This is a genomic window from Lentzea terrae, assembly GCF_003265345.1.
In the GTDB taxonomy this organism is placed as follows: Bacteria; Actinomycetota; Actinomycetes; order Mycobacteriales; family Pseudonocardiaceae; genus Lentzea; species Lentzea terrae.
This window is the reverse complement of the sequence record NZ_QFWW01000029.1, coordinates 248,717-272,760: the sequence shown is the minus strand read 5'-3', so window position 1 is coordinate 272,760 and position 24,044 is coordinate 248,717. Positions and strand designations below refer to the sequence as shown.

Below are 24,044 nucleotides of genomic sequence, written 5' to 3'. Positions count from 1 at the left end.
GACGGCCGCCGTACCCCCGGTGTGATGAGACGAGTGGAGACCCGAGTGGGATACCGGAAGACGCTGCCCTGGCTTGCTGCCGCGGCTTTCTTCGCGACCGCGTGCAGCGGCGCGTCTGGCACCGCCCCTGCGGCCGGCTCGTCGTCAGCGGCTGAGGAGCAGAACAAGACGCTCGTCCTGCGCCTGTACTCGGAGGCGTTCAACCAGAACAAGACCGACGTGGTGAAGGAACTCGTCGGTGCGGACTACGTGCAGCACGACAAGTCGGTGCCGGGCGGAGCTGACGGTCAGGTCAAGCAGTTCCAGGACCTCAAGGCGAAGATCCCTGGCGCGGTGGCGACCGTCAAGCGCGCGGCTGCCGACCGTGACCTGGTGGCGGTGCACTGGCACGCCTCGGCCACCCCGGCGGATGAGGCGACCGGCGAGGCCAAGATCGACCTTTACCGCGTCGGCAACGGCAAGCTGGTCGAGCACTGGAGCATCGCGCAGACCGTGCCGGCTACCACGGCCAGCGGCAACTCCCTGTTCAGCGACCAGTACCGGTACCCGAACGGGGCGCCGACGCTGTCCGAGGAGCAGGAGGAGAAGAACCACCAGTTCGCGGTCGAGGCTTATCGGAAGCTCTCCGACGGCGACGCTGCCGTGATCGACACGAGCTGGGATCCGAGGTACTACCAGCACAACCCGGTGGCGGCGAACGGGACAGAGCCGCTCAAGCAGTTCATGCAGCAGCAGGGCGTCACCCCGCCCAGCGGAACCGTCACCAGCAGTCGCACCCAGTTCGGCCACACCCTCGCCGACGGTGACCTGGTGTGGGTCTTCAGCTCCGACCACGTCGTCGCGGACATCTTCCGCGTGGTCGACGGAAAGATCATCGAGCACTGGGACGTCATCGCCGACGGCCAGCAGTAGCCCGGTGGAGAGGGATTGCTCGCAACTGCCAGCGCCGGCCGCGTCTTGACCGGTAACGTCATCGACGCGGCGCAGGCCGTGTTGAGAGCGGTGGGGGCGGATGGCTGGCGAAGCTGTGCGGTTGCTGGACGGGTTCGGCCGCCGCTACGCCGTTGCCGTTCGCGTTGCGACGTTGCCGCCGATCGGGGCGGTCGCTCTGCTGCAAGCCTCGGCCGGCAAGTTCGGGGCCACGGCGCTGGCCGTTGCCGTCGCGGTGATCTGGACGTGTGCGCAGGGGTGGTTGCGGCGGACGACCACGGTGCCGGTCGCGCTGGATGTCGCTGTGCTGCTGGGTTTGTGCCTCAGCTCCTTCTGGACCGGCGTGGTGGAGGACGGCAACACCGCGTGGCTTCGGCTGCTCGTCACGTTCGCTTCGGTGACCTGGCAGTGGTACACGGCCCCGCTGGCCGGCATGGTCGCGGCGCTGGTCACCGGTGGCTCGATGCTCGTCATCTTCGCCGCGGCCGGGCAGAACCCGACCTCGTCGCTGGTGTGGGTGTTGGTGATGGCCGGCATGTCCAGGGCGGCTTGGACGGTCGTCGTGCGCGCGGCGGAACGAGCCGACCGCATGGGTGCCGAGGCTGAACGGGCACGGCGCGAGGCAGCTGTGGTGGCGGCCGTGCGTGCGGAGGAGCGTGAGCTCGCGAACTCCTTGCACGACACGGCGGCCACCACGTTGCTGATGGTCGGCACCGGGCAGGTGCCGGCGGGGGCGAGCTGGCTGGCGCCGCAGGCCCGCCGCGATCTGGCCCGGCTGCGGTCCTCCGCCGGTGGGGGCAGGCCGGAACAGGCCGATCTCGTCGACCTGTTGCGCGCTGGTCTTGATGCCGGCCATCTGATGGTCGAGTTCGATGCGCCGCGGACGTTGCCGTTGCCGTTCGACGTGGCGGGCGCTATCAGCGGTGCGGTCGGAGAAGCGCTCAACAACGTGCGCCGCCACGCCGGGACGGACCGGGCGCGGGTTCGGGTGCAGGGCGACCTGAGCGCGTTGCGGGTCGAGATCTCCGATGACGGCAAGGGGTTCGCGGTCGCCGAGGGTGCGTCGATCGCTCGGCGCGGGCTGCGTGAGTCCGTGCACGGCCGGATGGAACGGGTCGGCGGCAAGGCCGCGGTCATCTCGGCCGAGGGGGCGGGCACAGTGGTGCGGCTCGAGTGGCGGTCCGATGAGTGACGACGAGACGAGGGCGCAGCTGCAGCGCGGTCTGCGGATCGCCACGTTGATCCTCGCCGTGCTGACGGTGGACGTGCTCGGCCTGATCCACCTGGTGCAGGGCCTGAAATCCCACGACCACCCGGCGGCCCAGTTCGCTGCCTTCGCGGCACTGACCGCGGTGCTGGCCACCGAGGCGGTGCTCGTCGTGCGGCGGCGACCTTGGCGCAACGGGCGCCGGCTCGCCATCGCCGTGGTGCTCGGGGCGTCCGCGCTGTCCTACCTGACGTTGCCGGACGGCATGACGTCGACCACTGTGGACTGGTTGTTCGGAGCGGCGAACTGGGCCGGCGCCGTGGTTCTGCTCGACCGTCCATTCAGGACTTTCCTGGCTTTCCTGGTGACGCACGAACTGCTCGCGCTGGCGAACCTGTTGGTGTTCCACGAGGTGAACCGGGCGGCGCTGGTGCGGTTCACCACGGGCTCGGTGACGGTGTTCGGGTTGCCGCTGCTCATGGCGGTGGTGGCGACCGTGCTGGGCGGGATCGCGGCCGAGGCGGCCAGGGCAGCCCGTGAGCTCGAACTGGCGCGCACCGCGGAGGCTGCCGCGTCGGCCGCGCATCGACGCCGCACTCAGCGGTTCGCCGAGTTGAGCGGCACGGCCGTGCCGCTGCTGACCGGCCTCGCCGACGGGGTGCTCGAGCCGTCGGATCCGGCGGTGCAACGCAGGTGCGCCATCGAGGCCGCCCGGATGCGCCGGTTGTTCGCCGAGACGGACTTGGTCGGCAACCCGTTGCTGCACGAGCTGCGCCACTGCGCGGAGATCGCGGACCGCAAGGGGGTCGAGGTCGAGCTGGACGCGCGTGGCCAGTGGCCGACGCCACCGGTGGCCGTGCGGCGGGACCTGACCAATGCCGCGCTCACCGCGCTCGCCACGGCGGGCTCGTGGGCGCGGGTCACCGTGGTCGGCAGCGCCGATGCGGTGTCGGTCAGCGTGGTCGCGGACTGCGCCGAACCCGCGGTGCCGTTGCCGGCCACACCGGACGTGCGGATTGAAGTCTTCGACAGTGGCGGAACGGTGTGGATGGAGGCCCAGTGGCAGCCGAGTTGATCAGGGCCGTGATCGTGGACGACCACGCGGCGATCGCGGCGGGCGTGCGGTACTGGTGCGAGCAGGCCGATCCGCCGATCGATCTGCTCGACGCGGGCGACCGGCTCGCCGGCGTGTGGACCGGCCGGGGTGCGGACGCGGACGTGGTGATCTTCGACCTGGAACTGGTGCCGGGCAAACCGGACTTCGGTGAGCTGCGCAGACTCGTCGACAGCGGACGGCGTGTGGTGGTGTACTCGCAGCACGCCGACAACGCCACGGCGATCAAGTGCATCGACCTCGGCGCGTTGGCGTACCTGACCAAGCGCGAAGGGCCCGAGCACCTCGTCCCCGCGGTCAGGGCTGCCGCGGAGGGCCGGGGCTACACCGCGCCGTCGCTGTCCGGCGCGCTCGCCGCGGACGACACCCCGGACCGGCCGCGCCTGTCACCGCGCGAGACCGAGGTGCTGCGGGCGTGGTTCGCCTCGTCCTCCAAGGAACTCGTCGCCGCGAAGCTCCACATCACCGCGAAGACCGTCGACACCTACATCGCCAGGGTCCGGGTGAAGTACGCGAGCGTCGGACGTGCCGCGAGCACCAAGAGCGAGCTCATCACCCGAGCGCTGGACGACGGCGTCATCACGCTGGCCGAGCTGAACGAGACCGCGCCCTTGCGGAGGTAGCGGGGTCAGGCGGTGGGAGGAACGGCCGTGCCCCGCACGTTGAGCTCGATGCCGAGCTGCTCCGCCAGGCCGGGCACGGCGATCTCGGTGACCAGGTTGCCGGTGGCACGGTCGAACTTCTTGATCCTGACGGGAGTCATGCCGTCGAACTTCTCCTGGATCAGGTGGATCGACCGGTCCGTGAAGATCGCCTGGCTGGACGAGTTGCTGCCCGAGACGAACCCGGTGTCGAACCGCGGCTCGGTGATCCCGGAGGCGACTTCGGTGCTCATGATCCGGCCGTCGGCGGCGAGCCATTCGAGGTGGCCACCGCGGAGTGCCCGTGCGTCGTAGGACTTCTGGGAGAACGTCTCGGGGTCGATCAGCTTCTCGGTGATGGGGCGTCCCTGGCCGTCGGCGAGGGGTTGCTCGGTGTACTTGCCGTTGCTGATGTCCCACGACACGACGGTCATGTGGGGCTTGCCGTCGGCGTCGGCGTAGTCGGAGAGGAACGCGATGACACCGTCGTGGCACGGCACGTGCCGGTTGTGGTCTCCCGCGTCGAAGACTCCGCGCCAGGCAAGGACTTTCTCGCGTCCTTCGGTTGCCGGGTACAGCTGGGAGAGCAGCTCCGGCTGGGCACCGGGCTCGACCTTCGAGCGCATGCCGGGAATCTCGGCGGAGTCCGCGAAGTGAGCGCCGCTGTCGGTGGCGATTCCATTGAGGACACCGCCGCACAGCGCGTTCATGAAGTAGTTTCCTTCGACCTGGTAGAGCTGGGAGCCGGTCGAGGTGGTGACGGCGACCTGGTTGGTGTAGCCGGACTTGGAGAAGCCGTCGTTGTAGACCGCGACGAAACCCTTGTCGTCCGGCAGCGCGAAGGCCGACTGCTGATGCCCTGCCTTCTTGTTCTCGAAGCGGGCCAGACCGTCCTTGCCGAGGACGTAGTCGCGGGTGTCGTCGCTGAAGAACAGTCCGGCGTCCGACCACGCGATGTGCGGCTCGGCCATACCGCTGGTCTTGACCAGCCGGGTGCTGCCGTCCGCCTGCACCAGGACCAGGTAGGCGGGCTGCTTTTCCTTCGGTTTGTCGACGGAGGTGTCCGGGCTGAGGTAGAACGCGATGGCGGCTTCGCCGAGTTGCACCACATCGGGATCGGCGATGTGCACTGCTGCTCCGCCTTTCCACGACGTGCAGGCCGTCACAGCCAGGGTTGCACAGACAGCGAGCGCAATGAGTCGGGCTTGGCGCACCGGGCCGAATCCCTTCCAGCGGTGGGCGGTGCGGCCTGCACCCCTCGGCAGGCCGCACCGCTGCGCGAATGTCGTTACGAGATGGTCTGGTAGACCACGGTGCTGCTGTCATCCTTGATGTTGTCGGGGTAAACGCCTTCCCCGCCGTCGCCGTCCAAGTCGATGTTGGCGCCGTGCTTGTACGCCTTCCAGACCAGCTCGGAGCAGTTCAGCTTCCCGTTGCTGTTGTCCTTGTTGTCGTAGAAGTTCGTGTCGTACGCCAGGCCGCGGAACTTGTCGTAGGCGTGGTTGGCGGCCTTGTCGCGGTTGGACTGCTTGGTGTCGACGAACATCTTGTAGATGGGGCCGCACTTCTTCAGCGTGGACGCCGTGACGGACCTGCTCTTGGAACCCGAGCCGGGCGCTTCGACGATCGTCTTCGTCGTGTAGTAGATGCCGACGTGGTTGTGCTTGAACACGGTGGTCTTGGCGTAGGAGTGGAATACGTCTCCCTTGTGCCTCGCGTTTCCGACCGTCTTCTTGGTCTTGCAGGCGCCGTCATCAGACGATGTGATGCCGACCTCGCTCGACGCGTCCGCCTCCGCCGCCTGGGCGGGCGCGACGAGCAGGCCGGCCATCGCCGTTCCCGCCACCACGGTGGCGGCAAAGGACTTGGCGAGAATTCGCCCGATTCTGGACATGCGTGTATCCCCCTCTTCAACCGGACGGGCAGTGACCGGACCCCCTCTGGTCCTGGAAACCCCAGTCCGTTCACGAAGATGACGTTAAACCGGCCGGTCGCGCTCGCATGTCGGGCGTTCACCTGACACGACGCACTTGACGGAGACGGAATTGCTGCAGAGCCGACTCACCGGCTTCGTTCACTGTTCGTCAAGTACTCGGTTCCACACTGAAATGCCTGCGGCGCAGGCACATCCCAGGCCCGACGACAAGCAGAAGCCGCCCCAACGGTGCGAGCGTTGACGCCTACATCAAGAGAGAAGTGTTCCGCGACGTGTTCGCCGGCGATGTGCCCAGGGCGACCACCGGCCTGATGTGGGCCGGGCAGCGGCCGGTCGACGTGCGCGCTGGGGGAGCCGTCCGGCGCGCAGCGGGCCGGTGCGCGCACAGTCGAGGTCGGCGCCTCCCACGTCGCGATGATGTCGCAGCCCGCGGCGACGGCCGATCTCATCAAGCGCGCTGCGTGCTGACGCGGACGAGACGATGCATCAGCACGCCTGCGAAGGCCAGTGCGCTGTCGCGAAAAAGCGCCACACCATCGCGAAATCACCCATCCGCAACCCGAAGCTGACGCTGTTCGGGTCGGCGGCCCGCCTGGGACGCACCTACGACAGCAGTCCGGTCCTGAGCGAGACGGACCTCCACGAGTCCTGATGAACGACGGCGGGCTTGGTCACGGGCGGTTCAGCTGAGCCCCGTCGCGCAGGTAGGTGAGGGTCGCGAGCACCCGGCGGTTGCGGTCGTCGCCGGGCGTGAAGCCGAGCTTGGTGAAGATGTTGCCGACGTGTTTGTTCACCGCGGCCTCGGAGACGACGAGCTTCTCGGCGATGGCCGCGTTGGAGTAGCCCTCCGCTACCAGGGCGAGGACCTCCAGCTCCCGGTTCGACAGGGTGGCGAGCGGGGTGCTGCTGCGCTTCAGCAGTTTGCGGACCACCTGCGGGTCGACGACCGTTTCGCCGGCCGCCACGCGGTGCAGGACGGAGATGAACTCGCGGACGTCGCCGATCCGGTCCTTGAGCAGGTAGCCGACGCCCACTCCGCCGCCCGAGTCCAGCAGGGCCGAGGCGTAGCCGGTTTCCACGAACTGGCTCAGTGCCACCACTCGCAGGTCCGGGCGGTCCTGGCGCAGGCGGACCGTGGCACGCAGGCCCTCGTCGGAGAAGCCCGGTGGCATGCGGATGTCGGTGACGACCAGGTCGGGGTCGTGTTCGGCGACGGCCGCGATGAGGGCTTCCGCGTCGCCCACGGCTGCCACCACCTGGAAGCCGAACCGGTCGAGCAGCGCGGAGAGTCCTTCCCGCAGCAGTGCGCCGTCCTCGGCCAGGACGGTGCGGATCACTTGGGGCTGCATGGGAACTCCGCTCGCACGGTGGTGGGCCCGCCGATCGGGCTGGACAGGGACAGGGTGCCGCCGATGGCCGCGGCGCGGTCGGCCAGGCCGGTGAGGCCGGTGCCGCGGCCGGAGTCGGCGCCGCCGCGGCCGTTGTCGATGATCTCCACTGTCAGGACGTTGCGTTTGATCTTCGCGGACACCTGGATCTCGGTGGCACCGCTGTGTTTGCTCGAGTTGCTCAGCGCTTCGGCGACGACGAAGTAGCCCGCGCTCTCCACCGCGCTGGGCGGGCGTTCGGGGAGGGTGCAGTCGACCTTCACCGGGGTCGCCGAGCGGTCGGCCAGCTCCTGCAACGCGGCCGGCAGGCCCAGGTCCGACAACGCCTGCGGGTGGATGCCGTGGATGAACTCGCGCAGTTCGGTCAGCAGCAGCTTGGCCTGTTCGTGGGCGTTGGCGACGGACTCGGTGCCGGGGGCGTCCGGTGGCATCTCCACCTTCGCCAGGCCCAGCTGGAGGATCAGGCTCACCAGGCGTTGCTGTGCGCCGTCGTGCAGGTCCCGCTCGATCCGGCGCCGTTCCGCCTCGAAGGCGTTGACGAGGCGTTCGCGGGACTGGGAGATCTCCACCAGCTCGCTGCGCAGCTCGTCGTCGGAAGCGCCGGAGAGCAGCCTCCTGGCCAGCGCCCCGTGCAGACCGGCCAGCCCGGAGATCAGGTACAGCGCCACCGGCAACAAGCCCAGTCCCAGCAACGCGTACGGCAACGCCTCGGACACCGTGCTCACCCGCCCGAGGCCGAGCGCGAGGGGAGCGTCCGGCTCGACCACCAGCGGGCTGATGACCAGCGAGCCGACCATCAGCAGGGTCAGGAAGACCACGGCGCACGGCAGCACCGCGAGGGACACCACGAGCAGGTAGACGACCTCCCGCCAGGTCCCCGGCTCGGTGTACCGGCGGTGCAGCCAGCCGATCCAGCCGCGGCCCCTGGTGGTGGCGTGCGGCCAGGACACCGGGTCCGCCCGGATCAGCCGCAGCCGCAACCGTTCCACCTGCGCCACGGGCAGGGCCACCAGCGGACTGCCCGCCACGACCAGCGCGAGGCCGCCCAGCGCGACCAGCACCACCTCGCCCAGCGCGATCGGCTGCGGCCCGATGAACCGGAAGACCAGGTACAGCCAGGGCAGGCACAGCACCGTGACCGGAACGCTGACCAGCGCCGACACGATCGGCGTGCTCAGCACGTACGACAGGCCGCGCCACGGCCAGCTGGTCAGGAGGAAGCCGCGAAGGCCCATCGACTCCCAGATCGTGCGTGCGTTGCGTCCCGGCACAACGCTCACCGTAGTCAACATCGACTTCGGCGTTGGGCCGGTGGGAGGTAGAGGTTTCACTACCTCCGACTCGGATGTTAAGGCCAGTGACTCGGCCTGCGCGGTGCGGTTGAGTTTCCGTGCAAGCGGTTGTCTTTTCACCGCAGACGGGGGTTTGCACATGTCTTGGAATCAGCACCTCGCCGCCGGTCACCGGCAGGGGGTGCCGAACGTCGGTTGCTCGGCCGTGGAGTTGCAGCAGGCGACGCGGTACTACGGAGCGAAGAACACCGGCGTCGCCGCGCTCGACAACGTCAGCCTGAGCTGCCCGGCAGGGACCTGGACCGCCATCATGGGCCCGTCCGGTTCCGGCAAGTCCACCCTGCTGCACTGCGCCGCCGGCCTGGACCAGGTCACCAGCGGACGCGTCCTGCTCGCGGGCCGCGACATCACCAGGGCGCAGGACAGCCAGCTCACCGAGCTGCGCCGGCGGACGATCGGGTTCGTGTTCCAGAGCTTCAACCTGATCAGCTCGCTGACGGCGGAGCAGAACGTCGCGTTCCCCTCGAAGCTCGCCGGCGTGCGCGTGTCCAAGAGCGACGTCCGCCAGACGCTGGCCAGCGTCGGGCTCGCCGACCGGGCGACGCACAAGCCGCGTGAGCTCTCCGGTGGTCAGCAGCAGCGTGTCGCGATCGCTCGCGCGATGATCTCCCGCCCCGCCGTGCTGTTCGCCGACGAACCGACCGGCGCGCTGGACTCCCACTCCGCGAAGATGGTCCTCGAGCTGCTGCGCAACATGGTGCGGACCGTGGGCCAGAGCATCGTCATGGTGACCCACGACCCGGCGGTCGCGGCGAGCGCCGACACGGTGGTCTTCCTGGCCGACGGTCAGATCGTGGACCGGGTGGACATGCCGACCATCCACGACGTCGCCGAGCGGCTCGCCCGGCTGGAGAGCTGAGCCATGTTCCAGATGTCGTTCAGCACGTTCCGCGAACGGTGGGAGCTCTTCATCGGAGCCATCCTCAGCGTTGGTGTCGGTGTCGCTCTGGTGCAGGCCTCGATGCTGGTGCTGGCGGCCACCGGCGAACCGCAGATCCCGCCGGGGACGTCCCGCCAGGCAGAGGACAAGATCCGCGAGGGGTTCGTGGCCGCCGCGACGGTCATGGGCATGACCGCGTTCCTCGCCATGTTCCTCGCGGTCTTCATCGTGAGCTCCACGTTCAGCTTCACCGTCGCCCAGCGCCGCCGCGACCTCGCCCTGCTGCGACTCACCGGCGGCAGCCGCACCCAGCTGCGGGCGCTGCTGCTGTCGGAGTCCCTGCTGCTCGGCGTGGTCGGGTCCGCGCTGGGGGTGCCGTTCGGACTGATCGCGAAGTACGCGCAGACCCGGCTGCTCGTCGAGATCGGCCTGTTGCCGGAGGGGTTCACCGCTCCGTGGGCGCTGTGGGCCGTGGTGGTCTCGGGGATCATCGGCGTCTGCGTCGCACTGGCCGGGGTGTTCACCGCCTCGCTGCGGGCGGCGAAGATCCTGCCGCTGGAAGCGTTGCGGGAGACGGGCAAGGCCGCCGAGGTGATGACCGTCTCGCGGTGGTTCTTCGGTCTCTCCTTCGCTTTCTGCACCATCTCCATGGTGATGTGGGCGCAGGGCGCCAACCTGATCGGCGCGATGATGGCGGCGCTCGGCATCTCCATGTTCGGCGCGGTCGCCATGAGCATGCTGAGCCCGCTGGTGGTGCCGTTCACGGCGTGGCTCTTCGGGGTGCTCGTGCCCGGCAGCACCCTGGTCGGCCTGGCGCAGGCCAACCTGCGGGACGGGGTGCGGCGCAGTGCCGCCACGGCGTCCCCGTTGATCGTGCTGGTCGCGCTGCTGCTGGGACTGGCGGGCACCTTCGGCTCGCTCTCCGCCGCGGGTGGCGAGGAGGCGAAGCGGTCCGTGAACGCCCACCTCGTGGTGAGCTCGACGGGCGAGGAGGCGGAACGGCTGGCCGGTATCGAGGGCGTGGCCGTCGCCTCGCGGCAGAACGCCGTGGACATCACGATCACCACGGAGAAGACGCAGAACAAGCGGGTGATCAAGCGGAACTTCTACTCGGGGATCGTCGCGGTGGACGCGGCCGACTACGCGCGCACGCACACCTTGCCACCGGCTCGGGGCGACCTGGCGGCGCTCGCCGGCAACACAGTGTTCACCGGCCCCGCCCGCAACGCCGACCGGATCGCGCCCGGCCAGGTGCTCCCGGCTGAAGCGGGCGGGCAACCGTTGCAGCTGACCGTGGTCGGCGGCTACCCGGAGACGCTCGAGATGGGGGACAGCTTCCTGGTGCCGCGGCAGGCCCTGCCCAGGCAGGTGTGGGCGGGCGCGCCGACCGAGACCGTCGTCCAGGTCGCGCAGGGGCAGGATCCGGACGCCGTCGCGGAGCGGATCGAGAAGGCGGGCTTCAGCCAGGTCCAGACGGTGTCGCAGTGGGCGATCGCGCGCGCGGAGAACGCCCAGGACGGCAACGTCAAGATCCTGACCGTGCTGATGGGCCTCGCCGGGCTGTACGCGCTGATGGCCGTCGTGAACTCGGTGGTCATCGCCGGGTCCGAACGCCGGCGCGAGTTCGCCGTCTCCAGGGTGACCGGGATGACCCAGCCCCAGGTGGTGCGCGTGGCCGTGGTCGAGGCCATCGGGGTGGCGGTCATCGGTCTCGTGCTCGGGTGCGTGGTCGCCGGAGCGGGCCTCGTGGGTATCGGCGGCGCCGTGCACAAGGCGATCGGCACCACCGTGGTGTTCATCCCCTGGACGCTTTTGGCAATTGTCGCAATGGGATCGGTGGGGATCGTGGCGGTGACCAGTGCTGTCACCGCGGCTATCGCCACGAAAGATCGTCCCGTGTCGTTGGTTACGACGAAGGAATAAATGCTGACGCTGCCGCCGGAGCTGTCGCGGCACGAGCCTAGATGGGCAGGCCCAGGCTCATGCCGCCGGTCGCGTCCACCAGGTGTCCCGTCACCCAGCGGGCGTCGTCGGAGGCCAGGAACGCCACGATGCCGGCGATGTCCGCGGGCTCGCCGATCCTGCCCAGCGCCGTCGCGGCGTTGATCCCCGCCACGGCTTCGGGGATCGCCTTCAGCATCGCGATCATGTCGGTGTCCGTGACGCCGGCGGCGACCGAGTTGACGGTGATGCCGCGCCTGCCGAGGGTGTAGGCCAAGGTGCGGCCCATGATGTCCAGCGCGCCCTTGGTCATGCCGTAGACGAGCTCGTGCGACACGGCGATCCTGGTCACCGACGAGCTGATGTTGATGACTCGGCCGCCGTCGGGCATGTGCGGGACTGCCCGCTGGAGGAGGAAGAACGGGGCACGGACGTTCACCGCGAAGACGCGGTCGAAGTCTGCCTCGGTGGCGCTTTCCAGCGAGCCGGAGTGACCAATCGCGGCGTTGTTCACCACGATGTCCAGCGGGCCGGGGAGATGTGTCGCCAGGCCCTGGAACAGGACGTCCACGGCGTCCGGGGTCTCGAAGTCGGCTCGGATCGCGACTGCCCGGCCGCCTGCGCGTTCGATGCTGTCCGTGGTTTCCTTCGCTGCGGCGTCGTTCGTGCCGTAGTGGACCGCCACGAGCGCGCCTTCGGCTGCCAGGCGCTGGGCGATCGCGCGGCCGATTCCGCGTGAGGCGCCGGTCACCAGTGCGGTTTTTCCGGTCAGGCTGGGCATTTCACACTCCTGAGGGTTCGGGGGCGCCGCGCTGGGCCGGTACGTCCATTCCGGACTCGTTGTGCACGATGAGGCGGACGAGACCGGGCAGGCGGAAGCCCCGTTCGTGGGTCAGCAGGAAACCGGCGTCGAGCAACGAGCTGAGGGTCACCTCGGTGTAGGCCGGGCACAGCGAGAGCAGTTCGGCGGCGTCGTCACGGCTGAAGCACGGCTTTGCCCTCGTGCTCAACAGGTTCAGCGCGTGCCGAACGGAGCTGTCGAGCGCCCAGTAGGCCTCGCCGAGCGTGGCCGGCAGGTCGAAACCGCTCGACTCCAGCAGAGCGAGCTTGCCTTCCGGCGTGGACAGCTGCAGGAAGACGGAGTCCAGGGAGAGCCTGGTGGACAGGGCGAGCTTGTCGCCGATCACGCGCACCGCCGCGGGGATGCGGTCGCAGAGGTCGACGATGCGGTGCGCGGTGATGCGGTCGTCGCCGACCAGGCGCCTGCCCGTCATCGTCTCCAGCAACGCCAACGCGTCCTCCGCCGGCATGGGGCCGAGCTCGACGGTTCGTGCGCCGCTCAGCCCGTACAAAGGCGCACGGCTGCTCAGCAGGACGCCGCAGCGGTTGCCGCCCGGCAGGAGGTCCCGGACCTGGCGGGCGGAACTCACGTCGTCGAGCACCACCAGCACCTCGCGGTCCGCGCACCAGCTGCGGAACAGCCTGCTGCGGCCGTCGAGGTCGGCCGGCACCTGGTCGCCGGTCAGGCCGATGCCGTGCAGGAACGACTCCAGCACGGCGCCGGCGTCCGCGGTCCTGCCGAGGTTCGCGAAGAACTGGCCGTCGGGGTAGCGCTGCCGGAGCAGGTGCGCGGTGTGCACGGCCAGCACCGTCTTGCCGACGCCCGGCATGCCGGTGAGGACGACGATCCGCGGCGCCGTCCGGGGGCCGTGCCCGTCGAGCTCGGCCCTGACCTGGGCGACGGCGGCGAGCCGGCCCGCGAAGTCGGCGGTGTCCGGTGGGAGCTGCGCCGGTTGCCACGCCACGGGTGCGGCGGCCATCGGTGGTGCGGGCTCCGACTCGCCGGTGAGCAGCGCGCGGTGCACTTCCTGTGCCGCGGCGGACGGTTCGAGGCCCAGCTCCGTGGAGATCGTGCGCCGCAGCCTGGCGTACACCTCGAGAGCCTCGTGCCTGCGCCCGCACCGGTGCAGCGCCGTCATCAGCTTCGTCTGGAACCCCTCGTGCAACGGGTTCTCGACGGCCAACGACTTCAGCTCCGCCACCACCTCGCGGTGCCGGCCCATCTGCAGGTACGCCTCGATCCGCAGTTCCACGGCCTGTGCCCGGGCTTCCGTCAACCGGGTCGCGTACGCCTCCAGGTACGGCCCCTTCGGCACGTTCGCGAGCGGCGAGGACCGCCACACCGCCAGCGCGGCGTCCAGGTGCTCGGCCGCCGACCGGTACGCGCCGGCTGCCAGCGCGGTCCGGCCCTCCGCCAGCCTGCGTTCGAAGACGTGCACGTCCACCTGGTCGGGGGAGATCTCCAGGGCGTAGCCCGACGACGTCGTCGTGATCGCGGCCCCGGTGAGGCCCGTGTCGGCGTTGAAGATCTTCCGCAGCTGGTAGATGTACGTCTGCATGGTCGCCATCACGGTGGCGGGCGGGCGGCTGGCCCACAGTTCGTCCACGAACGCGTGAATGGGCACGGTCCTGCCGCCGGCCACGAGCAGCAACGTAAGTATTGCGCGCAACTTGGGCGCGAGCAGGAGGGTTCCCTCACCGTTCGCGAATACTTCCAAATCCCCCAACAGCAAGAATTGCACGGTGCTCCCCCAAGCTTTTCCTCATGACGACCCTAGTGGTGGCTGATGTCATCGACAAGGACATCGTTGTTTGAAAGGTGAACGACCACGGCCTTCTCGAGGACCTGGTCCACCAGTCGCGCCTGGCGCAATGAGAGGTCGTTCCACGCATTGAGCCCGGCCTCACCGTTGACCGCGTCGGTGAAAGCGCGCACCGCGTTCACGAACTGCCGGTCGGCGTCGAACACCAGCTCTTCCCGCTGGTCCTGACGCTCGATCCGCACGGTCGGCCGATGCTCGTCGGGCGGTGTGAACGCGCGGTCGAGAGTCATTCGCCCGGTGCTGCCGACGAATTCGACACCGGTGCGGTACGAGTGCCGCATACCGAATCGCAGATGAGCGCTGACGCCTTTGGAAGTGGTGAGCAGCACATCGCCGCTGAGCATGACGTCGAGTTCCGGTTCCTCGTGCAAAAGGGCGCCGACGACATCGAGCTCGCTATCACCCAAATAGTGAAGAGCGGCACGAACCGGATACACGCCGAAGTCCAGCAGGGCCCCGCCGCCGACGTCGCGCTGATACCGGATGTCGTGGGCCGGCTTGGGCGGAATGGTGAAGTCGCTGGAGAACGACCGCAGCTCGCCGATCGCACCGGACGCGAGCAGCGCGGCGACGCGGCGGTGCTGCGAGTGGTGCAGGAACATGAAGTTCTCCATCAGCTGGAGCCCGCGGTCGCGCGCCAGCCGCAGCAGCGCCCCGGTCGCCGCGGCGGACGTGCTGAGCGGCTTCTCCACGAGCACGTGCTTGCCCGCGAGCAGCGCCCGTTCGACCCACGGGGCGTGCAGCACGGCGGGCAGCGGCACGTAGACCGCGTCGACGTCTTCCCGTGCCAGCAACGACTCGTACCCGGCCACCGCCGCGCAGCCGAACCGGGTGGCGAACACCTTCGCCTTGGCCGCGTCCCGGCTCGCCACCGCGACCAGCTCCGCACCGGGCGCGGACTCGATCGCCGGCATCGTGCGCCGCCACGCGATGTCCGCGCAGCCGAGCACGCCGAACCGCACGGGCCCGCTCACGCCGTCACCGCCTGGAACGACGGCAGGACCCCGAGTTCCACCGCTCGCGCCAGGGTGGGCGCCGCGGCGTCCTTGTCCGACATGATCGGCGGCCCGTCGAGCGGCCACGGGATGCCGAGGTCGGGGTCGAGCGCCTGGATGTCGATCATCGTGCCGGGCACGTACTCCTGCGAGCACAGGTAGTTCATGCAGGTGTCGTCGGTCAGCGCGAGGAAGGCGTGGCCCAGTCCGTCCGCGAGGTACACGCCGATGCCGGAACCGGCCTCCTGCAGCGTCGTGTCGAACTGCCCGAACGTCGGCGAACCGACCCGCAGGTCGACCACGACGTCCAACGCGGCGCCGCGCACGCACGTGACGAGCTTCGCCTGTCCCGGCGGCACGGTCGTACCGTGGATGCCGCGCAACGTGTTCCGCTTCGACGTCGAGTAGTTGACCTGCGCGACGCCGAACGCGTGCCCGATGCGGGCTTCGAGGTCGCTGAGCCGCCACGCCTCGAAGAAGCTGCCCCGCCGATCGGACAGCGCCGCCGGCACGATCCGGTACGCGTCGCGCACGGACATCTCGGTGATCTCAGTGCTCATGACCGGTTCCCCTTACGAGCCGATGACCTGCAGCCGCGCCGTCTCACCGACGAGGCAGCTCAGCAGGCAACGGGCGGCGACGTTGACGTGGTTGCCGAACCTGACGAACCGGGTGAGCTGCTCGGGAGTCATCCAGCAGTAGTCGTCCGGCACGTCGAGCGGGAAGTCCTCACCGACGTCGGCGAGGACGTACCGGTTCTCGGCGTGGAAGAAGCGGCCGCCCTCCTCGGAGTGCACGACGTCGACGAGATGCCGGCGCGCGGGCGCGTCCCAGTCGACGGCGTCGAGGAAGCGCGGCCGTTCGTGCGGGCCAAGTCCCGCGTAGTTCTCCGGGATGCACGCGATCGTCGGGCCCATCTCGACGACGTCGTGCGTCCCCGCCTCGGTGCGCGCGTGCACCAGCACGTGGAACACACCACCGACGTGCCTGCCCAGGAACGCGATCAGCCCGCGCCCGACCGGGCGGAACATCGGCTGGGCCCAGCTGCCCACCTCGCGGTTGCTCGTCCGCACGGACACGCCGATCACCGTGAAGTACCGGCCGTCCGCGTGCGTGATCACGCCGTCGCCGCGGTGCCAGCCGGGCAGCGAGGCGAGCGGCACCAGCCGGCGGGACAGCTCGAAGCGGGCCTTGGTCTCGGTGAACCAGCTCAGCAGGTGCTCGAACGGGTGCAGCGCTCCCGCGTCGTCCTCCCGCTGCGCGAAGAAGAACGGCAGGCCGGAGAGCACGGTCCGCGCGTCCATGTTCACCAGGTTCGGTTCCCGCAGCAGGTCGGTGACCTGGTCCAGGCGCAGCCAGCAGAAGTCCTCGTGCTCCGGCAGGTCCTCGTGCACCTCGACGATCATGTTGCGGTTGCGCTTGTGCAGGAACCACGACCCCTGCTCGGACTGCAGCGCGTCGAACACCGTCCGGCCCTGCCGCGGCGCGAGGAAGTGCTCCAGGTGCGGCACGGGCTTGCCGCGGTGGACGCGCGTGTAGTTGCTCCTGGTCGCCTGCACCGTCGGCGACAGCTGCAGCACGTTGACGTTGCCCGGCTCCATCTTCGCCTGCATCAGGCAGTGCACGACACCGTCGACGACCCGGATGACGACGCCGAGGATGCCGATCTCCGGCTGCACGATGATGGGTTGCGACCAGGTCCCGGTGCTGCGGTGGTCGGTGCTGACCTCCAGGCCGCGCACGGAGAAGAACTTCCCGCTGTCGTGCCCGATGTCGCCGCTGACCGGGTCGGTCCGCCAGCCGCCGACGGCGTCGAGCGCGATCGGCGTGATCTCGTGGTCGTTGTCCCGCAACCGGTCCGCGAACCACGCGTGGAACCCGGCGATGTCCTCGAAGCGCTGGGACGTCATGCGTGCCCCCTCGCGCCCGCCGCCTGCAGCACGCGGTCCGGTTCGGCGATCGACCTGACGTACTCGCCGTAGCCGGTGCGGGAGAGTGCCTCACCGAGTCGCCGGCACTCGTCGCGGTCGATGAAACCCATGCGCAGCGCGACTTCCTCGATGCACCCGACGCGCACGCCCTGGCGCCGTTCGAGCGTGCGGACGAACTCGCCCGCCTCCACCAACTCCTCGTGCGTGCCGGCGTCGAGCCACACGTGCCCCGCCCCGAGCTCGACCAGCCGCGCCCTGCCCTGCTCGGCGAACACGCGGTTGACGTCGCTGATCTCCAGCTCGCCCCGCACCGGAGGACGCAGCTGCCGGGCGATCTCGACCGCGTCGTTGGCGAAGAAACAGAGGCCGGTGACCGCGAGGTCCGACCGCTGCTTCCGGTGTCCGAAGAGGACACAGCCGTCGATGTCGGACGCGTGCCGGCGCAGCAGTCCGGAGAGACCGGCGCCGTGGAAGACGTTGTCCCCCAGCACGAGCGCGATCTGCTCACCCGCCACGTGCCGCGCGCCGATCAGCAACGCGTCGGCGGCACCGCGCGGTTCCGGTTGCGCCGCATAGCTGATCGACATGCCCAGCGCGCTGCCGTCACCCAGCAGCCGCTGGAAACCGGGGAGGTCGGCGGGGGAGCTGATCACCAGCACGTCCCGCACGCCGGCCAGCATGAGCGTCGAGAGCGGGTAGTAGATCATCGGTTTGTCGTAGATCGGCAACAGCTGTTTCGGCACCGTCAGCGTCACCGGGTGCAGCCGGGTCGCCCGGCCACCCGCGAGAACTATTCCCTTCACGTCAGCCCCAGTTCCTCGTCGGGTCAGTGTGTTCGCGCCGCGAGCCGCTCCAGGCGGCCGACGAGGTCGTGCGGGCTGGGCATGGCGGCCATCTCGGCGTGCAGCGCGGCGGCACCTTCCCGGAACGAGGGTTCGGCGAGAATGCGCACGAGCTTCTCCTTGACGACGTCGGCGGAGAACTGCGGGCTGTCGATGTCCGGGCCGATCAGCCCGGCGCCGCGCTGCTCGACGAACCTCGCCACGTCCATCGACTGACCGGACGCCCGCGCGGTCACGAGCTGCGGGACCTGGTGCGCGGCCGCCGCGGCGAACGTGCCCCCGCCGCCGTGGTGGATGATCGCCGAACAGGCGGGCAGCAGCAGGTTGAGCGGCACGTAGTCGATCAGGCGGACGTTGTCCGGCACGCTCGTCACGGCGGCGAGCTGGTCGGCGTTGAGCGTGGCGACGAGCTCGACGTCGAGGTCGGCGACCATGTCGAGCAGGTCGGCCATCGGCAGGCCGCGGTTCTTGTCGAAGTGCTGCCGGGTGCTGACGCCGAGGGACAGGCACACGCGCGGGCGCTTCACCGGTTCCCGCAGCCAGTCGGGCAGTGCGCCGACACCGGTGAACGGCACCCGCCGCACCGGGATGTAGTCGAGGTCGACGGGCAACCGCATGGAGGCGGGCATCGGGTCCACGGTGTACTGGCCCACCAGCAGGTCCTCGCCGAACTCGAGGTCGTACCTGGCGAGCACGGGCGCCATCAGCTCCACCATCAGATCCTCGTCCACAGTGGACTCGGGGGAGGCGAGCGCCGCGCGGTAGGCCTGCCGCGTCCACGCGAAGTAGTCGGGGCCCCAGAGCATGCGCACGTGCGCGGCCCCGGTCGCGCGGGCCGCGATCGCCGCGGGGAAGAACATCGGGTCCCACACCACCAGGTCCGGCTGCCAGCTCCGGGTGAAGTCGACCAGGTCGTCGGTGATCCGCCGGGTGCCCTCGGCCGGTTCCGCGGCGTAGTGCAGCCAGAACGGCGACATCAGGTACAGCCGGATGAGCTTCCAGAGGCCGGGATCGTCGGACCCCTCCGCCAGCGGGTCGATGATCGCGTCGAGCCGTTCGTCGGCGGCGCACCCGCGCACGGACTCGCCGAGGTCGACGGGATCGCCGAGGCCGACCGCGAGCAGGCCGGCGTCGGTGATCGTGCCGGTCATGTCGGGGTAGCTCGCGACGCGGACCTCGTGCCCGGCGCCCTGCAGTGCCCACGCCAGCGGAACGTACGGGTGCAGGTGCGTCGGCGAGGGCATGATCGCCAAGAGGACGCGCATAGTGGCTCCGTTCAACTGGTGGTAAAAACCCCGGAAAGACTGGGATGTACGATTCCGGTGATTTCTTCGCCGGATCGACTCAGCGCTTTCCACGCTACCCATCGAGCGGTGCAGCAAAGCAACCTGATCGTGTGTGACTTGAATCACAACGTGACCCTCAGTGAATCTTCAGAGCTCCTGTAGATCTGCCGCGTATGGTCGCCGTCGCTGGTCGCGGTCTTCTTTTATGGGGTGGTCATGAAAACATCATCGCAGCTCAGCGTCGATCTGATCGAGCACTTCTATCGCGGTGTGCTCGATCGGGAGGAATATTCGAGGACAATCGATGAACTAGTCGCTCCGGATGCGCTGGTCCACTATGTCCCTTATGGCGGCAACGGTGCAGATCTGCTCAAGAAGATCTGGCAAACGTTGCACTCGGCATTCGACGACCTCCACTTCGAAGTGGAACAGGTGCTCGTTCAGGACGACTGCGTCGCGGTGCGCGGAGCCACGTCGGGAATTCACGCCGGCCCCTTCGCCGGGCACGAGCCGACCGGCAGGAGGCTGACCGAACGGGCGCACGTCTTCTACCGGGTGGCGGACGGACGGATCCGGGAGGTCTGGCCGATGGTCGACCGCGCGGCTCTGCTCCGTGACCTGGAGAGCTAAGGCACCAGAAAGGGCACGGCACCTCCGTCCACCCGCAGCGCGGCACCCGTCGTGGCGGCCGCGTAGTCGGACACCGCGTACAGCACCAGGTTCGCGACCTCGTCCGGCGAGATCGGCCGGCCGTGCATCCCCGGCGCCGTGGGCCACGCGGGCGGCGCCGGCACGTCGCCGACGGGAGGGTGGGTCGCGCCCGGCAGCACCGTGTTGACCGTGACCCCGGTGCCGGCCACGGACTGCGCCAGACCCCTGGTGAGGGCGAGCTGCGCCAGCGTCACCACGCCCTGGTGCACCGTCTGGATCGACGTCTGCACCAGCGGCCCGGCACTCACGAACACCACGCGACCGCGCCCGGAGGCCACCATCCTCGGCAGGTAGTGCCTGGCCAGCCGGACGTTCGAGAGCACGGACGCCTCGAAGAAGTCACGCCACTCCGCCTCGTCCACGTTCAGGATCGACGTCCCCGACGCCGGTGCCACGTTGTTGACCAGGACGTCCGCGTACGGCACGGCCTGGACGAGGGCCGCCGCACCCGCCGCCGTGCCGAGGTCGGCGGCGACTCCGCTGACCTCGGCGCCGTCCACGCGTGCGCTGAGCCCGTCGACGACGAGACCGACCGCGACCGCGTCGCGGTCGTGCGCCACGACCGCGGCCCCGGCTCGCAGCAGCGCTTCCCCGACGGCCGTGCCGATCTCCGTCGCGGCACCGGTCACCAGCGCCGTCCGTCCGTTCAAATCGAACTTCACCGAGCCCCCAACCGCTTGGACCACCGGTGGTGCGACCCGTGCGGGCCGCACCTGCGGTGGTGAGATCAGCCGCGTGCTCCAGCGGGTGCGGCACCGGCCGGCTTGGGCGCGGCGCCCCGGACGACGGCGAACGCGAACAGGCAGGCGAGCAGGCTGAGCCCCGCGGTCACGAGGTAGACCTGGTCGATCCCCGCCGCCGCCGCGGACCGCGCGTCCTGGCCGGGGATCTCGGTGGCGGCCACGTAGACCAGGCCGAGCACCGCGACGCCGAGCGCCTGGCCGAACTGGCGGAACGTCGCCATCGCACCCGACGCCATGCCGCCGCGCTCCGGTGGCACCGACGCGAGCACCGCGCCGTTCGTGCCGGGGCCGCTGATGCCGACGCCGGCGCCGATCAGCACCAGGCCGGGGGCGATCGCGTACCAGGACGAACCGCCGTCCACGACGAGCCCGACCACCCCGCTGCCGAGGCCGATCAGCAGCAGGCCGGTGCCGATGCTGATCTTCGGCGCGACGTTGTGCAGCCGCTTGCCGATGAACGTCGACGCCAGGAACGAGGTCAGCGCCATGGGAATGAGCGCGATGCCGGTGGCGAGCGCGTCGAGCCCCAGGACGTTCTGCAGCCAGATCGAGGTGTAGACGAGGCTCGCGAACGAGACCGACGTCGCCACCACGCACAGCATGATCACGGTGAAGGAGGCGCTGCGGAACAACGCGATGTCCAGCATCGGGTGCTCCTGCCGCTGTTCCACCAGCACGAACGCGACGAGTGCGACGACGGCCACGGCGAACGTGGACAGCGTCGGCGCGGACGTCCAGTCGCCGTGCTCGCCCGCGCGGATCAGCCCGTAGGTCAGCGCGCTGGCGAACACCGCGAACGTCAGCATGCCCGCGAAGTCGATCCGCGCGCCCTCGCGCCGGGCGGAGTCGCCGATCGACAGCAGCGCGAGCACCAGCGTCACCACGCTGACCGGCAGGTTGATGAAGAAGATCGCACGCCAGCTCAGGTACTGCGTGAGCAGGCCGCCGAGCATCGGTCCCGCCGCGGCCGCGATGCCGAGCACACCCGCCCAGACACCGATCGCGCTGCCGCGTTCCTTGCCGCTGTAGCTGCTGCCGAGCACGGCGAGCGTCGTGCCGATCATCGCGGCGCCGCCGACGCCCTGCAGCGCGCGGGCCGCGATCAGCACCTCGGCGTTCTGCGCGAGACCGCACAGCAGCGAGGCTCCCGCGAAGATCACCAGCGAGGTGACGAAGACCTTGCGCTGACCGAAGAGGTCGCCGAGCGACCCCGCGCTCAGCGTCATCACGGCGAGCGCGAGCGTGTAGATGTTCATCACCCACTGCAGGTGGGCGAGCGACGCGCCGAGGCTCCCGGCCATGTCGGGAAGAGCGACCGTGACCACTGTGGTGTCCACGATGAGCATGAACGACCCCAAGCACACGGCCACCAGAGGCCACCACTTGCGCATTTCCGGTCCTTTCTCTGGGAGGTACGGGACCGACAGTCGCACCGCCTGCCCTCCACCTGACAGCTAGAGGGCGTTTCGCGCATGATTCCGGCATCAGCTAGCTTGAGATGATGGAAACCATCACGCTGGACGACGTGGATCGAGGCCTGGTCCACGCGTTGCACGTCGACGCGAGGGCACCGTTCAGCAAGATCGCCGCGGTGATCGGCGTTTCGGAGCACACGGTCGCGCGCCGGTACCGCAGGCTGCGGTCCGCCGGGGCGGTGCGCGTCGTCGGTGCGTTCGTCGGCACCCGGCTCGGCCAGGTGGCGTGGACGATCAGGTTGCGCTGCACCCCCGACGCGGCGGCACCGATCGCGCGGTCGCTGGCGCAGCGCCCCGACACGTTCTGGGTGCACCTGCTGTCCGGCGGCACGGAGATCTCCTGCGTCACGCAGTCCCGGCCGGCCGAGGACTCGTTGCTGCTGCAGAAGCTCGCGCGGTCGAACCGGGTGATCTCGGTGACGGCGCACTGCATGCTGCAGGGCTTCGCGCGGCCGAGCGGCTGGGCGGGCACGTCGTTCCTGACCGCCGACCAGGTGGCCGCGCTGCAACCGGAGGCGCCGCCGGAGCTCGACGAACCGGTCGAGCTCGCCGAGGGCGACGAGGCACTGCTCGACGCGTTGTCGCTCGACGGGCGGGCGGGGCACGCGGATCTCGCCGCGGCCACGGGCTGGTCGGAGTCGAAGGTGAGCAGGCGGATGGAACGCCTGCAGCGCAGCGGAGTCCTGTCCTACGAGGTGGACATGGGACCGGAGGTGCTCGGGTTCCACGCGGAGGCGCGGCTGTGGATGTCGGTCCGGCCGTCCGCGCTCGTCACCGTCGCCGAAGCACTCGCGGCGCACCGCGAGGTGTCGTTCGCCGCCGTGACGACCGGACCGACCAACCTCGTCGTCGCGGTGATCTGCCGGGACATGCCGGACCTCTACCGCTACCTGACCGAGCGCATCGGTGCGTTGGACGAGATCACGCACGTGGAGACCGCTCCGGTCGTGCGCACGATCAAGCGCAACGGAGCGGTTCTGCCGTTGTGAGCAATGCCTGCACGGTCGCGCCCGGATCGTCCACGTGGAACAGATGGCCGCCGGGTACGGTCTCCGCGCGAACATCGGGGGAGAGATCAGCCCAGCGTGCCGAAGTGTCTTGGGGCACAAGGCTGTCGTGCGTTCCGGTGAGTGCCGTGATCGGCGTGGGGACGACGTCGGCCGCACGTGGCCTGGCGAGCCAGGTGAGGTCGGAGCGCAGCACCCGGACCAGCTGCCGGCGCGTGCGCGGATGCTCCAGCACGACCGCCGGGATGCCGCCCAGCGCGGCGATCTCGCCGAGCAACGCCTCGTCGTCCGCTTCCGCCCAGCGCCGCGTCCAGTCACCAGGAACGTGCGGTGGGGCACTGGCGCCGACGCACAGCCGCCGCAGCCCCGGCGCCGTCGTCCTGCGGGCGACCTCCCAGGCGAGCACACCGCCCATGCTGTGGCCGTACAACCAGAACCGGTGCCGGCCGGCGTCCAGGGAGATCGCCTCGGCCAGTTCGTCCTCGGCGAACTCCGGCGGCTCGGCGATCCGGTTCTCCCGGCCGGGCAGCTGCACGGGCCGCACCCACCACCCCGGCGGCACGACCCGGTGCCATCCGGCGAAAGCGCTCGCACCACCGCCGGCGTTCGGCAGGCAGTAGACGACCACCTCCGCGTCCGGTGGCGCGGGGTCACCGAGGAACCACCCCGCCACCGGTCAGCCCTCCTGCACGTACGCGAGCTCGCAGAAGATCGGCTCGATGTCGTTCGTGACGGCCCGGCAAGCCTTGAAATGGTCCTGGACCGCCGGGTCCGCGCGCATCGCGTCGAACTCCTCCTTGCTGCGCCACTGGGCGTAGTTCACCACGCGCGCGCCGTCGTGGCTGCGGTGCACGTTCGCCGAGACGAAGCCGGGGAACCGGCGGATCACCGCGGTGGCGGCGACGATCTCGTCGAAGATCCGCCGCTGGTCCTCCGGCGAGTCGACGGTGAACACGTTGATCAGCGTGTAGTGGCCGTCCTGCAAGGAAATCGTGGACATCG

General features: G+C 69.6%; 24 protein-coding genes. 9 read left to right on the top strand and 15 right to left on the bottom strand.

What is annotated here, in order from left to right; all coding sequences use genetic code 11:
• Window positions 1-24 precede the first annotated feature (24 nt).
• The 4 genes from DI276_RS35910 (at window position 25) to DI276_RS35895 (ending at window position 3,874) form a co-directional block, all read left to right on the top strand.
• Window positions 25-912, top strand: a complete 888-nt coding sequence (locus tag DI276_RS35910; RefSeq protein WP_112271933.1) for a nuclear transport factor 2 family protein — start codon at window positions 25-27, stop codon at window positions 910-912.
• A gap of 100 nt (window positions 913-1,012) precedes the next feature.
• Entirely contained in the window at window positions 1,013-2,122 is a 1,110-nt protein-coding gene (locus DI276_RS35905) for a sensor histidine kinase (protein WP_112271931.1), read from the top strand.
• Window positions 2,115-3,212, top strand: a complete 1,098-nt coding sequence (locus tag DI276_RS35900) for a hypothetical protein (RefSeq protein ID WP_112271929.1) — start codon at window positions 2,115-2,117, stop codon at window positions 3,210-3,212. The genes DI276_RS35905 and DI276_RS35900 overlap by 8 nt, the downstream gene beginning before the upstream one ends.
• The gene (locus tag DI276_RS35895; protein WP_112271927.1) at window positions 3,197-3,874 is read left to right on the top strand and encodes a response regulator; all 678 of its coding nucleotides are present in this window, start codon (window positions 3,197-3,199) and stop codon (window positions 3,872-3,874) included. Before DI276_RS35900 ends, DI276_RS35895 begins: the two co-directional genes overlap by 16 nt.
• A 5-nt stretch (window positions 3,875-3,879) precedes the next feature.
• Here DI276_RS35895 and DI276_RS35890 read toward each other — a convergent pair whose 3' ends face one another.
• Window positions 3,880-5,022 (bottom strand): hypothetical protein, encoded by a 1,143-nt coding sequence (locus tag DI276_RS35890; RefSeq protein WP_112271925.1) that lies wholly within the window; start codon window positions 5,020-5,022, stop codon window positions 3,880-3,882.
• 158 nt (window positions 5,023-5,180) lie between these two features.
• Window positions 5,181-5,786 (bottom strand): hypothetical protein, encoded by a 606-nt coding sequence (locus DI276_RS35885; protein WP_112271923.1) that lies wholly within the window; start codon window positions 5,784-5,786, stop codon window positions 5,181-5,183.
• Between the two features lie 523 nt (window positions 5,787-6,309).
• Between DI276_RS35885 and DI276_RS50385 the strand changes: the two genes are divergently transcribed.
• On the top strand, window positions 6,310-6,480 hold the full coding sequence (locus DI276_RS50385) for a hypothetical protein (RefSeq protein ID WP_157985141.1): 171 nt from the start codon (window positions 6,310-6,312) through the stop codon (window positions 6,478-6,480).
• A 19-nt stretch (window positions 6,481-6,499) separates the two neighbouring features.
• Here DI276_RS50385 and DI276_RS35875 read toward each other — a convergent pair whose 3' ends face one another.
• Both DI276_RS35875 and DI276_RS35870 read right to left on the bottom strand, forming a co-directional pair.
• A complete protein-coding gene (locus DI276_RS35875) occupies window positions 6,500-7,177 on the bottom strand; it encodes a response regulator transcription factor (protein ID WP_112271921.1) in 678 nt (225 codons plus the stop codon).
• Window positions 7,162-8,487 carry a sensor histidine kinase gene (locus DI276_RS35870; RefSeq protein ID WP_198681118.1) on the bottom strand — a complete coding sequence of 442 codons (1,326 nt, stop codon included), beginning with the start codon at window positions 8,485-8,487 and terminating at the stop codon, window positions 7,162-7,164. The genes DI276_RS35875 and DI276_RS35870 overlap by 16 nt, the downstream gene beginning before the upstream one ends.
• Window positions 8,488-8,647: 160 nt before the next feature.
• Here DI276_RS35870 and DI276_RS35865 point away from each other — a divergent pair, with 160 nt between their 5' ends.
• Both DI276_RS35865 and DI276_RS35860 read left to right on the top strand, forming a co-directional pair.
• Window positions 8,648-9,427, top strand: a complete 780-nt coding sequence (locus tag DI276_RS35865; protein ID WP_112271917.1) for an ABC transporter ATP-binding protein — start codon at window positions 8,648-8,650, stop codon at window positions 9,425-9,427.
• Window positions 9,428-9,430: 3 nt separating this feature from the next.
• A complete protein-coding gene (locus DI276_RS35860) occupies window positions 9,431-11,371 on the top strand; it encodes an FtsX-like permease family protein (protein ID WP_112271915.1) in 1,941 nt (646 codons plus the stop codon).
• A gap of 37 nt (window positions 11,372-11,408) precedes the next feature.
• Here DI276_RS35860 and DI276_RS35855 read toward each other — a convergent pair whose 3' ends face one another.
• The 7 genes from DI276_RS35855 to DI276_RS35825 are packed head-to-tail and all read right to left on the bottom strand — an operon-like array spanning window position 11,409 to window position 19,085.
• Complete coding sequence (locus tag DI276_RS35855; RefSeq protein ID WP_112271912.1) at window positions 11,409-12,170, bottom strand: SDR family oxidoreductase; 762 nt, start codon at window positions 12,168-12,170, stop codon at window positions 11,409-11,411.
• A 1-nt stretch (window position 12,171) separates the two neighbouring features.
• Complete coding sequence (locus DI276_RS35850) at window positions 12,172-13,971, bottom strand: AfsR/SARP family transcriptional regulator (protein WP_112271910.1); 1,800 nt, start codon at window positions 13,969-13,971, stop codon at window positions 12,172-12,174.
• 32 nt (window positions 13,972-14,003) lie between these two features.
• Window positions 14,004-15,026, bottom strand: coding sequence for a Gfo/Idh/MocA family protein (locus DI276_RS35845; protein ID WP_112271908.1), 1,023 nt, complete (start codon window positions 15,024-15,026; stop codon window positions 14,004-14,006).
• Window positions 15,023-15,607, bottom strand: coding sequence for a dTDP-4-dehydrorhamnose 3,5-epimerase family protein (locus tag DI276_RS35840; RefSeq protein ID WP_198681116.1), 585 nt, complete (start codon window positions 15,605-15,607; stop codon window positions 15,023-15,025). Before DI276_RS35840 ends, DI276_RS35845 begins: the two co-directional genes overlap by 4 nt.
• Before the next feature lie 12 nt (window positions 15,608-15,619).
• Window positions 15,620-16,957, bottom strand: coding sequence for an NDP-hexose 2,3-dehydratase family protein (locus DI276_RS35835; protein ID WP_112271906.1), 1,338 nt, complete (start codon window positions 16,955-16,957; stop codon window positions 15,620-15,622).
• Window positions 16,954-17,781 (bottom strand): sugar nucleotidyltransferase, encoded by an 828-nt coding sequence (locus DI276_RS35830; protein ID WP_112271904.1) that lies wholly within the window; start codon window positions 17,779-17,781, stop codon window positions 16,954-16,956. The genes DI276_RS35835 and DI276_RS35830 overlap by 4 nt, the downstream gene beginning before the upstream one ends.
• A gap of 23 nt (window positions 17,782-17,804) precedes the next feature.
• Complete coding sequence (locus DI276_RS35825) at window positions 17,805-19,085, bottom strand: activator-dependent family glycosyltransferase (protein ID WP_112271902.1); 1,281 nt, start codon at window positions 19,083-19,085, stop codon at window positions 17,805-17,807.
• A gap of 237 nt (window positions 19,086-19,322) precedes the next feature.
• Between DI276_RS35825 and DI276_RS35820 the strand changes: the two genes are divergently transcribed.
• Window positions 19,323-19,736 carry an ester cyclase gene (locus DI276_RS35820; protein WP_232837183.1) on the top strand — a complete coding sequence of 138 codons (414 nt, stop codon included), beginning with the start codon at window positions 19,323-19,325 and terminating at the stop codon, window positions 19,734-19,736.
• On the opposite strand, the gene DI276_RS35815 is transcribed toward DI276_RS35820, so the two are convergent.
• Window positions 19,733-20,479, bottom strand: a complete 747-nt coding sequence (locus DI276_RS35815) for an SDR family NAD(P)-dependent oxidoreductase (protein ID WP_112272426.1) — start codon at window positions 20,477-20,479, stop codon at window positions 19,733-19,735. The genes DI276_RS35820 and DI276_RS35815 overlap by 4 nt on opposite strands.
• Window positions 20,480-20,544: 65 nt before the next feature.
• Window positions 20,545-21,951, bottom strand: a complete 1,407-nt coding sequence (locus tag DI276_RS35810; protein WP_198681115.1) for an MFS transporter — start codon at window positions 21,949-21,951, stop codon at window positions 20,545-20,547.
• A 110-nt stretch (window positions 21,952-22,061) separates the two neighbouring features.
• Between DI276_RS35810 and DI276_RS35805 the strand changes: the two genes are divergently transcribed.
• A complete protein-coding gene (locus DI276_RS35805; protein ID WP_112272424.1) occupies window positions 22,062-23,024 on the top strand; it encodes an Lrp/AsnC family transcriptional regulator in 963 nt (320 codons plus the stop codon).
• Here DI276_RS35805 and DI276_RS35800 read toward each other — a convergent pair.
• Both DI276_RS35800 and DI276_RS35795 read right to left on the bottom strand, forming a co-directional pair.
• Entirely contained in the window at window positions 22,993-23,715 is a 723-nt protein-coding gene (locus DI276_RS35800; protein ID WP_112271897.1) for a thioesterase II family protein, read from the bottom strand. The two genes, DI276_RS35805 and DI276_RS35800, sit on opposite strands and share 32 nt — an antisense overlap.
• Window positions 23,716-23,718: 3 nt before the next feature.
• Complete coding sequence (locus DI276_RS35795; RefSeq protein ID WP_112271895.1) at window positions 23,719-24,042, bottom strand: antibiotic biosynthesis monooxygenase family protein; 324 nt, start codon at window positions 24,040-24,042, stop codon at window positions 23,719-23,721.
• Window positions 24,043-24,044: the final 2 nt, after the last annotated feature.

Bases quoted from the DNA above. Each gene is read 5' to 3' on its own strand.
- DI276_RS35910 (WP_112271933.1), top strand. From the start codon at position 25: ATGAGACGAGTGGAGACCCGAGTGGGATACCGGAAGACGCTGCCCTGG.
- DI276_RS35905 (WP_112271931.1), top strand. From the start codon at position 1,013: ATGGCTGGCGAAGCTGTGCGGTTGCTGGACGGGTTCGGCCGCCGCTAC.
- DI276_RS35900 (WP_112271929.1), top strand. From the start codon at position 2,115: ATGAGTGACGACGAGACGAGGGCGCAGCTGCAGCGCGGTCTGCGGATC.
- DI276_RS35885 (WP_112271923.1), bottom strand. From the start codon at position 5,786: ATGTCCAGAATCGGGCGAATTCTCGCCAAGTCCTTTGCCGCCACCGTG.
- DI276_RS50385 (WP_157985141.1), top strand. From the start codon at position 6,310: ATGCATCAGCACGCCTGCGAAGGCCAGTGCGCTGTCGCGAAAAAGCGC.
- DI276_RS35875 (WP_112271921.1), bottom strand. From the start codon at position 7,177: ATGCAGCCCCAAGTGATCCGCACCGTCCTGGCCGAGGACGGCGCACTG.
- DI276_RS35865 (WP_112271917.1), top strand. From the start codon at position 8,648: ATGTCTTGGAATCAGCACCTCGCCGCCGGTCACCGGCAGGGGGTGCCG.
- DI276_RS35860 (WP_112271915.1), top strand. From the start codon at position 9,431: ATGTTCCAGATGTCGTTCAGCACGTTCCGCGAACGGTGGGAGCTCTTC.
- DI276_RS35855 (WP_112271912.1), bottom strand. From the start codon at position 12,170: ATGCCCAGCCTGACCGGAAAAACCGCACTGGTGACCGGCGCCTCACGC.
- DI276_RS35840 (WP_198681116.1), bottom strand. From the start codon at position 15,607: ATGAGCACTGAGATCACCGAGATGTCCGTGCGCGACGCGTACCGGATC.
- DI276_RS35835 (WP_112271906.1), bottom strand. From the start codon at position 16,957: ATGACGTCCCAGCGCTTCGAGGACATCGCCGGGTTCCACGCGTGGTTC.
- DI276_RS35825 (WP_112271902.1), bottom strand. From the start codon at position 19,085: ATGCGCGTCCTCTTGGCGATCATGCCCTCGCCGACGCACCTGCACCCG.
- DI276_RS35820 (WP_232837183.1), top strand. From the start codon at position 19,323: ATGAAAACATCATCGCAGCTCAGCGTCGATCTGATCGAGCACTTCTAT.
- DI276_RS35810 (WP_198681115.1), bottom strand. From the start codon at position 21,951: ATGCGCAAGTGGTGGCCTCTGGTGGCCGTGTGCTTGGGGTCGTTCATG.
- DI276_RS35805 (WP_112272424.1), top strand. From the start codon at position 22,062: ATGGAAACCATCACGCTGGACGACGTGGATCGAGGCCTGGTCCACGCG.
- DI276_RS35795 (WP_112271895.1), bottom strand. From the start codon at position 24,042: ATGTCCACGATTTCCTTGCAGGACGGCCACTACACGCTGATCAACGTG.